The organism is Achromobacter sp. (assembly GCF_036567245.1).
Lineage (GTDB): Bacteria > Pseudomonadota > Gammaproteobacteria > Burkholderiales > Burkholderiaceae_B > Achromobacter.
Genome location: NZ_DATCUY010000200.1, coordinates 40134 through 49031, shown reverse-complemented (window position 1 = coordinate 49031; position 8898 = coordinate 40134). Strand labels below are relative to the sequence as shown.

The window sequence follows — 8898 nt, the reverse complement described above, 5'->3', positions numbered from 1 at the left end:
CGCCTGCCTGGGGCGGTGTGCGGCGCAGCACGCGCGGCGGCGTAGAATATTCGGTTACCGAACCCCGAGAACACGCTGATCATGAATGCTCCCCTGCACGCTGAAACGTTGCGCCGCCCGGTGCCGGCCGCCTGTCTGGATGCCCTGCGCGCGCGCTTTGGCGACCGCCTGTCCGAGTCCTCCGCCGTGCGCGAACACCACGGGCGCGACGAGTCGCCGTATCCGCCCATGCTGCCCGACGCCGTCGTCTTCGCGCACACCACCGAAGAAGTGGCCGAGATCGCCAAGCTGTGCAACACGCATCATGTTCCGCTGATACCTTATGGCGCGGGCTCTTCGCTGGAAGGCCACGTGCTGGCGATCCAGGGCGGCATCAGCCTGGACCTGTCGCAAATGAACAAGGTGCTGGCGATCAACGCCGAAGACCTGACGGCCACGGTGCAGGCAGGCGTGTTGCGCAAGCAGCTGAACGAAGAGATCCGCAGCACGGGCCTGTTCTTCCCGATTGATCCGGGCGCCGACGCCAGCCTGGGCGGCATGGCCGCCACGCGCGCCTCGGGCACCAATGCCGTGCGCTACGGCACCATGCGCGAAAACGTCATGTCGCTGACGGTGGTGACCGCCGATGGCCGCATCATCCGCACCGCGGGCCGCGCGCGCAAATCGTCGGCGGGCTACGACCTGACGCGTATCTTCATCGGCAGCGAAGGCACGCTCGGCATCATCACGGAAGTGACGGTGCGCCTCTATCCGCAACCCGAGGCGGTGTCCGCGGCGGTCTGCAATTTCCCCACGCTGGACGATGCGGTCCAGAGCGTGATCGAGATCATCCAGATGGGCGTGCCCATCGCGCGCGTCGAGTTCATGGATGCCGCCAGCGTGCGTTCGGTCAACCAGTACAGCAAGCTGACCTTGCGTGAAACGCCGCTGTTGGTGTTTGAGTTCCACGGCAGCCCTGCCGGCGTGCAAGAGCAGGCCGAAACCGTGCAGGCGATCACGGCCGAGCATGGCGGCATGGATTTCGAATGGGCCGAGCGCCCCGAAGACCGTAGCCGCCTCTGGACCGCGCGCCACAACGCTTACTTTGCCGGCCTGCAATTGCGGCCCGGCTGCCGCGCCAGCACCACCGACGTTTGCGTGCCGATCTCGCGGTTGGCGGATTGCGTGCGCGATACCGTCGAGGAACTGGACCGCGCAAGCTTCCCGTACACCATCGTCGGCCACGTCGGCGACGGCAATTTCCACGTGCTGATGCTGCTGGATGCCGATAGCCCGAAGGAATGGGAAGAGTCCGAAACGATCAACCACAATCTGGTGCGCCGCGCGATCGCCGCGGATGGCACCTGCACGGGCGAACACGGCGTGGGCCTGCACAAGATGCAGTTCATGGCCGAAGAACACGGCGAGGACGCGCTGGACCTGATGCGCAGCCTGAAGCATGCGTTTGATCCGAACAACATCCTGAACCCGGGCAAGATCGTGTCTTGGTAAGCCCCGCGCGGCGACTGCCGCGCTTGCCTTTCCCCAAAGCCGACGGCATCGACCGTCGGTTTTTTTTTGGCTCGCGCGGTCGGAGCGCGTATCGATTTCCAGTGACACTCGTCCGTAAATCCTTTACGCTTATTTTTCGTAGACAAATGTCCACATTGTGGATATCTGAAAAATAGCCTCTGCGAAAAGCCAAGAAAACAGACGATGCCTCGGCAGAAGGCACGTCGTGAACCAAGGAGACAAGGATGTTGATGAGACAAGGTCTGATGGTGGCCGGCCTGCTTGTGGCTGGCCTGACGGCGACGCTGCCTGCGCACGCGCAGGCGGACAGCTATCCGAACCAGCCGGTCACGCTGGTGGTGCCGTTCCAGCCGGGGGGCGGCACGGACGCCGTCGCGCGCACGTTCGCGAAGGTGTCGGCACAGTACTTCCCCAAAGGGATGGTGGTGCTGAACAAGGCCGGCGCCGGTGGCGCGGTGGGCTGGAAATACGTCCTGAACAGCAAGAACGACGGCCACACGTTGACCGTCGTGACGGCGGAGTTCGTGATTCTGCCGCTGCTGGGCCTGTTCGACCACACCTATAAGGACTACACGCCGCTGGTGCAACTGAACGCCGACCCCGCCGCGATCGTGGTGCCGGCCAATTCGCCCTACAAGACCCTTGAGGAGTTCATGGCGGCCGCCAGGAAATCGCCGGCCACGCTGAACGTGGGCACCTCGGGTACCGGCTCCATCTACGACGTGGCGCTGAGCGCCTTCGAGGTCAAGTCGGATACGCGCTTCACGCACATTCCGTTTCCGGGTTCCGGGCCGGCCCTGCTGAACCTGCTGGGCGGCCAGCTGGATGCGGTGGCGACAAGTCCCGCCGAGGCATCCGAGTACGTGCGCGCCGGCAAGCTGCGCCTGCTGGTGCTGATGAGCGACAAGCGCGTGCCGGAATTCCCCGATGTGCCGACGGCCAAGGAGAAGGGGTTGGATGTGGCGTATGGCACCTGGCGTGGCATCGCCGGCCCGAAAGGCATGCCGCCTGCCACCGTGGCCAAGTTGAAGGAAGTGTTCGAGAAAGTGGCGCAGGACCCGCAGCTGATCTCTGCGATCAAGGCCCAGAACCTGGGTTACGTCTACGCCGATGGCGATGCCTTCGAAAAGAAAATGGCCGCCGAGACCGCCGATTACGCGCAAGTTCTGAAAACCCTGAGCATCAAGTGAGCCATGAGCCAGACAAACGCAGTGCCTACCCCCTACCGTTACCCCAACCCCAAGGAAGCGCTGCCCGACATCGTCGTGCCGCAAGCGGTTCCGCATGACGAACGCGTCTGGGTGCCGCAAGCCGAGCAAGTCTGGTTCCGGCCGCTTTGCCTGAACGTGTCGCAAGGGTATTGGATGAACCTGCTGCGCGTGCGCAGGTCCGGCGTGCTGAGCTGCCACCGCCATCCGCAGGCGGTGCACGGCTATGTCATCAAAGGGTCCTGGCGTTATCTGGAACACGACTGGGTCGCTCGCGAAGGCAGCTACGTGTTCGAACCGCCAGGTGAAACGCATACCCTGTATGTGCCGGAAGACGTGGAGGAAATGATCACGATGTTCCAGGTCAACGGCGTCATGTACTACTGTGACAGCGAAGGCCGGCACACGGGCTATGAAGACGTGTTCACCAAGCTGGACATGTGCCGCAAGCACTACGAAAGCGTGGGACTGGGTTCGGATTATGTCGACCAGTTCATCCGCTGAGGACGCCGCCATGAGCTTTCAGGCAGGACTGTTCGACAACAAGACCGCCGTCGTCACGGGCGGCACCCAAGGCTTGGGCCGAGGCGTCGCCGAGGCGCTGGCGCGTCTGGGCGCGCGCGTGATCGCGGTGGGCTTGCCCTCCCTAGAGGCGCCGCCCGCGGGCGTGGAGGTGGCCACGCTGGACGTCACGCAAGACGACGAAGTTGCGCGCTTCGCCGCCACGCTTGCGCACGTGGACATCCTGGTCAACTGCGCGGGCGTGATTTTCCGGCAAGAGGAATTCAAGCTGCCGGTGTTCGAGCGTGTGCTGGACATCAACCTGACGGGCACCATGCGCGTTTGCGAAGCACTGCGGCCGCAACTGGCGCGCGCCAAGGGATGCATTGTGAACACCGCGTCGATGCTGAGCTTCTTCGGGGGTGGCCTGGTGCCGGCGTATAGCGCCAGCAAGGGCGGGGTGGCGCAATTGACCAAGTCGCTTGCTATCGCCTATGCCGAGGCGGATATCCGGGTCAACGCGGTGGCGCCGGGGTGGATCGCCACGCCGTTGACGGAAGCCTTGCAGAAGGACCCGGCACGCGCCTCGCGCATTCTGGAGCGCACGCCGCTCAAGCGCTGGGGAACGCCGCATGACGTGGCGCAGGCGGTCATGTTCCTGTGCTCGCCAGCGTCGGCTTTCATGACCGGCGTGGTGATGCCGGTGGATGGCGGCTACATGGTAACCTGACCCGCGCGCCGGCTTGCCGGCGCGCTTTCTTCGTCACGGAAACCGTTCATGAAAGCCCCCCGCGTGAAGCTTCCCCGCGCCGCCCGGCCTGACGCCGCGCCGACCTCGTCGGCTGCGGTATCGGCGGCGCCTCCCGTCGCCGGCACCGCCTCGTTCTCCAAGTTCATGCGCGTGCTTGACGCGATCGCGTCGGGTGACGACACCGCCTGGACGGTGAACGCGCTGAGCACCAGGCTGGGTTATCCGCGCCCGACGATCTACCGCATCGTCGAGGCACTGATCGCCGAACAGTTGCTGGTGCCCAAGCGCAATGGGCAGTCGTTCGGGCTGGGGCCGCGGCTGGTCAGCCTGGCCAGCCGCGCGCTGGAAAGCTCCGACATCCGGCAGCTATGCAAAGACCACTTGTTCGACCTCAGGGCATTGACGCAAGAGACCGTGCATCTGGCCGTGCCCGACCGGTCCGAAATGACTTATATCGACAAGCTTGAAAGTCCCAAGGCCGTGCGCATGAATTCGCGGCTGGGCAGCCGCGTGACCCTGTACTCCAGTTCGGTCGGCAAGGCGTATCTGGCGCAGCTGCCTGTGCCCAAGCGCGACGCGCTGATCCAGGGGCTGGATTTCAAGGTGTTCACCGACGCGACGTTGCGCACGCCGCAAGCCTTGCGCGCAGAGCTGGAGCAGGTACGCCGGCAGGGCTACGCGGAGGACCGCGAGGAAAACGAGAAGGACATTTTCTGCTTTGGTTGCGCCATCACCGACAAGCAGGAAGCGCCGGTCGCCTGCGTCAGTTTGAGCATCCCCGCGTTCCGCATGAGCGCCGACCGGACGGCCAGTTATATCCGCCCGTTGGTCGAGACGTGCGCCGCCATTTCCAGAAAGCTGGCGTTGCTGGATTTCTCGGGCTGAACCTGCGGCTTTTCAACGACAATCGCCGTCTGGAATTACGGCTGGTTACGTGTGCGTAGCAGGGATCGTCGACAGGATGCGGGTAAATCCCGGCCTGTTTTAAGGGACTGGTCGCGCTATTGTTGCGCTCATGAATTCACTGGTCGAAACCGGCCTGGCACAAGTGCAGGCGCCTTATTCGTTGCAGCAGCTCATCGAGGCGTTGTCGGCCGCGTTGCCCGCGCACTGCGTATTATTCCGCGAAGAAGACACGCGTCCCTACGAGTGCGACGGCTTGTCGCTGTATCGCGCGCTGCCCGCCGTGGTGGCACTGCCCGAAACCGAAGAGCAGGTGCAGGCGGTCATGCGCATCTGCAAGCGCTTGAACGCCCCCATCGTTGCGCGCGGCGCCGGCACCGGCCTGTCCGGCGGCGCCATGCCGCACAGCCAGGGCGTGCTGCTGGGCCTGTCCAAGTTCAACCGCATCAAGCATATCGATCTGGCCAGCGCCACGGCAATCGTGCAGCCTGGCGTGCGCAACCTGGCCATCTCGGAGGCCGCTTCGCCTTACGGGCTGTACTACGCGCCCGACCCCTCTAGCCAGATCGCCTGTTCGATTGGCGGCAACGTCGCCGAGAATTCCGGCGGCGTGCATTGCCTGAAGTACGGGCTGACCGTGCACAACGTGCTGCGGGTGCGCGTGGTCACGATCGACGGCGACGTTGTCGAGCTGGGCTCCGAAGCGCCGGACGCGCCGGGCCTGGACCTGCTGTCCGTTTTCGTCGGGTCGGAAGGCATGCTGGGCGTGGTCACCGAAGTGACGGTCAAGCTGATTCCCAAGCCGGCTTGCGCGCAGGTCGTGATGGCCAGTTTTTCCAGCGTCGAGGCAGCCGGCAACGCGGTCACGCAAGTGATCGCCGCGGGCATGATCCCGGCAGGATTGGAAATGATGGACCGCCGCGCCACGCACATGGTCGAACCCTTCGTGCGCGCCGGTTACGACATGGATGCGCAAGCGATCCTGCTGTGCGAGTCCGACGGCACGCCCGAGGAAGTGGCGCACGAGATCGCCCGGATGGAAGCGGTATTCCGCGCCGCCGGCGCCACGCGTTGCCAGGTGTCCACGTCCGAGGCCGAGCGCCTGAAATTCTGGGCCGGCCGCAAGAACGCATTCCCGGCCGCGGGTCGCGTGTCGCCGGATTATTACTGCATGGACGGCACGATTCCGCGCCGCCATCTGGCGCGCGTGCTGGGCGCCATTGAACAGATGGAAGATGAATTCGGCTTGCGCTGCGCCAACGTGTTCCACGCGGGCGATGGCAATCTGCATCCGCTGATCCTGTTTGATTCGAACAAGCCGGACGAGGTGGAACGGGCAGAGAAGTTCGGCGCCGCCATTCTCGAGCTGTGCGTGCAGGTAGGAGGGACCGTGACCGGAGAACACGGTGTGGGTATGGAGAAAATAAATCAAATGTGCGTGCAATTCTCTCGCGAAGAACTCGACGCGTTCCTGGCGGTCAAGCGGGCGTTCGACCCCCCGTGCCTGCTGAATCCTGAAAAAGTCATTCCCACGCTGGCCCGCTGCGCCGAATACGGCAAGATGCACGTCCATGCGGGTGAGCTGCGCTTCCCCGATCTCGCCCGTTTCTAGGACGCATTCCTTATGGATTTTGTCCTGTCGGAATTGTGCGACCAGGTCATGACGGCCCGTGCCGGCCACAAGCCGCTGTTCGTGATGGGCGGAGGCAGCAAGGCGTTCTACGGCAATTACCGCCCGGTAACGCCGCAAGACGGCCACTGCTTGCTGGACATGACGTCGTATCGCGGCATCGTCAGCTACCACCCGTCCGAATTGGTGGTGACCGTTCGCGCGGGCACGCCGCTGGCCGAGCTGGAGGCGGCGCTGGCCGAAAACGGTCAGATGCTGGCATTCGAACCGCCGCATTTCGGCGCCTCGGCGACGGTGGGCGGCTGCGTGGCCGCAGGCCTGTCCGGTCCGCGCCGTATGAGCGCGGGCGCTTTGCGCGACTTCGTGCTGGGAACGCGCCTGCTGGATTCGGAGGGGCGCATCCTGGCGTTCGGCGGAGAAGTCATGAAGAACGTGGCCGGGTACGACGTGTCGCGCCTGCTGGCCGGTTCGCACGGCATTTTCGGCGCGCTGCTGGAGGTCTCGATGAAGGTTGTGCCGCGGCCGATGGAAGAGCTGACGCTGGTCTGCCCCGCCACCCAGGCCCAGGCGCTGACCAGCTTCGCGCTATGGCGCGGCAAGCCGCTGCCGATCTCGGCCACCAGTTGGACGGGCGCGGACGAGCACGGCGAGGGCGCGATGCACGTGCGCTTGTCGGGGGCGCCGCCTGCCATTGCCAGCGCACGCCACGTGATTGGCGGCGACGCCCTGGACCCCGGCGCCGCGGTGGCCTGGTGGCGCGCACTGCGCGAGCAGACGCACGCCTTCTTCACGCCTGGTCAGCCGCTATGGCGACTGGCCTTGCCGCCCACGGCCGCCGTGTTGGGCATGGGGCCGACACTGATCGAATGGGGCGGCGGGCAACGCTGGTTGTCCGGCGCGCGCGACGCCACCGAACTGCGCGAGGCCGCGGCGCGGCTGGGCGGGCATGCCACCCTGTTTCGCGCAGGCCATGGCAAGCCGCCGGCGGACGGCGTGTTCCATCCGCTGGCGCCCGGCATCGCGTCGATTACACGCCGCCTCAAGCAAGAGCTTGATCCGGCCGGCCTGTTCAACCCCGGCCGCCTGGTCCTGGAGCTATAGCGCATCATGCAAACCAACCTGGCATCCTGGGCGCGCGATACCGAACTGGGCAAAGAAGCCGACGCTATCCTGCGGCGTTGCGTGCACTGCGGCTTTTGCACGGCCACCTGTCCGACCTATCAGGTATTGGGCGACGAGCTGGACAGCCCGCGTGGGCGCATCTACCTGATCAAGCAAGTGCTGGAGGGCGCCGCGCCCACGCAGTCCACGCAGCAGCACCTGGACCGCTGCCTGACCTGCCGCAATTGCGAAACCACGTGCCCGTCCGGCGTTGAATATGGCCATCTGATCGATATTGGCCGCAAGATCGTGGACGAGCGCGTGCCGCGTTCCTGGACCGAAAAGGCCAAGCGCAATTTCCTGCGCCGCGCCATGCTGTCGCCGATGTTCGCACCGGCGATGCGGGTGGGGCAGGCCGTGCGGGGTTTCCTGCCGGAAGCCCTGAAGCGCAAGGTGCCCGAACGCCGCGACGCGGGCTTGCTACCCGCGGTGGCGGGTCATGCGCGACAAGTGCTGATGCTGGCGGGCTGCGTGCAACCCGCCATGATGCCCACCATCGACGCGGCCACCATCCGCGTGCTGGACGCCGTCGGCATTGGCGCGCGCATCGCGCCTGGCGCCGGTTGCTGCGGGGCGGTCAGCTTCCATCTGGACGCGCAGGACGCGGCGTTGGCGCAGATGCGCGCCAACGTCGACGCCTGGTGGCCATTGGTCCAGGACGGCGGCGTCGAGGCCATCGTCATGAACGCGTCCGGGTGCGGCGCGATGGTGAAGGAATACGCGCATCACCTGAAGCATGATCCGGCATACGCCCAAAAGGCCGCGGATATCGTCGCGCTGGTCAAGGACGTGGCCGAGATCGTGGCGCCGCATGCCGACCAACTGCGCGCGCGCTTGCCCGTCGGCACGCGCGCCGCGTTCCATCCGCCCTGCACCTTGCAGCACTGGCAAGGGCTGCGGCCGTTGTCGGAGCAGCTGTTGGTGGATCTAGGGTTCGAATTGCTGCCGTTCGCCGACAAGCACTTGTGTTGCGGGTCGGCGGGCGCTTATTCGGTGCTGAATCCGGAGATTGCGCTGGAACTGCGTGACCGCAAGCTGGGCGCCATTGCGGCGGGCGGGCCGGATGTGATCCTGTCCGCCAATATCGGCTGCATCGGCCACCTGCAAAGCGGCACCGACACGCCGGTTCGGCATTGGGTGGAAGTCGTGGACGAACAATTGCGCAAGACGGCTGCCGCATAGCGGCAGGGCGCGCCCACGAACGCCCGGTACGGGGCATTCGTGGGCGGGTG

The 8898-nt window shown here is 65.3% G+C and carries 8 protein-coding genes; all 8 read left to right on the top strand.

The features are described from left to right. Positions 1–81: 81 nt before the first annotated feature. The 8 genes from VIR09_RS08670 (at position 82) to glcF (ending at position 8848) form a co-directional block, all read left to right on the top strand. The gene (locus tag VIR09_RS08670; RefSeq protein WP_105558443.1) at positions 82–1491 is read left to right on the top strand and encodes an FAD-binding oxidoreductase; all 1410 of its coding nucleotides are present in this window, start codon (positions 82–84) and stop codon (positions 1489–1491) included. 245 nt (positions 1492–1736) lie between these two features. Next, positions 1737–2702 (top strand): Bug family tripartite tricarboxylate transporter substrate binding protein, encoded by a 966-nt coding sequence (locus tag VIR09_RS08665; RefSeq protein ID WP_105558444.1) that lies wholly within the window; start codon positions 1737–1739, stop codon positions 2700–2702. A gap of 3 nt (positions 2703–2705) precedes the next feature. Next, positions 2706–3224, top strand: a complete 519-nt coding sequence (locus tag VIR09_RS08660) for a 2,4'-dihydroxyacetophenone dioxygenase family protein (protein ID WP_332012496.1) — start codon at positions 2706–2708, stop codon at positions 3222–3224. 10 nt (positions 3225–3234) lie between these two features. Continuing rightward, positions 3235–3951 (top strand): SDR family NAD(P)-dependent oxidoreductase, encoded by a 717-nt coding sequence (locus VIR09_RS08655; protein WP_310032494.1) that lies wholly within the window; start codon positions 3235–3237, stop codon positions 3949–3951. 48 nt (positions 3952–3999) lie between these two features. Further along, positions 4000–4857, top strand: a complete 858-nt coding sequence (locus VIR09_RS08650; RefSeq protein WP_332012495.1) for an IclR family transcriptional regulator — start codon at positions 4000–4002, stop codon at positions 4855–4857. Between the two features lie 130 nt (positions 4858–4987). Beyond that, entirely contained in the window at positions 4988–6487 is a 1500-nt protein-coding gene (locus VIR09_RS08645) for an FAD-linked oxidase C-terminal domain-containing protein (protein ID WP_105558448.1), read from the top strand. Between the two features lie 12 nt (positions 6488–6499). Beyond that, on the top strand, positions 6500–7606 hold the full coding sequence (gene glcE / locus VIR09_RS08640) for a glycolate oxidase subunit GlcE (RefSeq protein WP_310032489.1): 1107 nt from the start codon (positions 6500–6502) through the stop codon (positions 7604–7606). A 6-nt stretch (positions 7607–7612) separates the two neighbouring features. Further along, on the top strand, positions 7613–8848 hold the full coding sequence (gene glcF, locus VIR09_RS08635) for a glycolate oxidase subunit GlcF (protein WP_105558450.1): 1236 nt from the start codon (positions 7613–7615) through the stop codon (positions 8846–8848). Positions 8849–8898: the final 50 nt, after the last annotated feature.